Source organism: Ahrensia marina (assembly GCF_001293565.1).
GTDB lineage: Bacteria > Pseudomonadota > Alphaproteobacteria > Rhizobiales > Rhizobiaceae > Ahrensia > Ahrensia marina.
The window spans coordinates 1-494 of the sequence record NZ_JXMU01000053.1 but is presented as its reverse complement, the minus strand read 5'-3'; the positions used below and the strand labels follow the sequence as shown (position 1 = coordinate 494).

Genomic DNA, 494 nt, shown 5'->3' with positions numbered 1-494 from the left:
CGCAATTCCAAGAATTCATTTTCTCTCCCGCAAGGGGAGAGATACCAGCACACTTTGCAGCCTATTGTCTCGCTTTGCGCCAACCGGCGGCGCGGGCATCGGCTTCGCTGCAAAACCAGCGTTCGCCATAGCGAGTGCGAATTTTTGTTGCTGCATAATATTTTTGGCCCGGCACATGATAAATCCGCTCGCCGGAATTGATACTGACATTGCCTTTAATGACACAATCAGACCGGAACCCGTGCGCGGCGGCCATATCGCCAGCTTTATCTTTAAACTCCAGCGGCGCAAATGCCGCTGCGGCACCGCCGACAAAAGCCAGCGTAACCAACCCGCCTGCTTTGACCATGAATGACATGCGCGCCTCCTGTTTACGGACGGCAATGTATCAAGCGCACGTAAAGAAAACTTTTGGTCAAAAGCTCAAATGCAAGGGAATTAAGCCCCCTCTCTGTATTCCACTTTCACGGAATGGATCCTCGGCTCGGCGGCCG

The 494-nt window shown here is 53.2% G+C and carries 1 protein-coding gene; it reads right to left on the bottom strand.

Annotated elements, in window-relative coordinates:
- Window positions 1–61: 61 nt before the first annotated feature.
- Window positions 62–358 (bottom strand): sunset domain-containing protein, encoded by a 297-nt coding sequence (locus SU32_RS17465; RefSeq protein ID WP_054000574.1) that lies wholly within the window; start codon window positions 356–358, stop codon window positions 62–64.
- Window positions 359–494 lie beyond the last annotated feature (136 nt).

What these genes read in the sequence shown, in the direction of transcription:
- SU32_RS17465 (WP_054000574.1), bottom strand. Translation starts at nt 358, where the DNA reads ATGTCATTCATGGTCAAAGCAGGCGGGTTGGTTACGCTGGCTTTTGTC.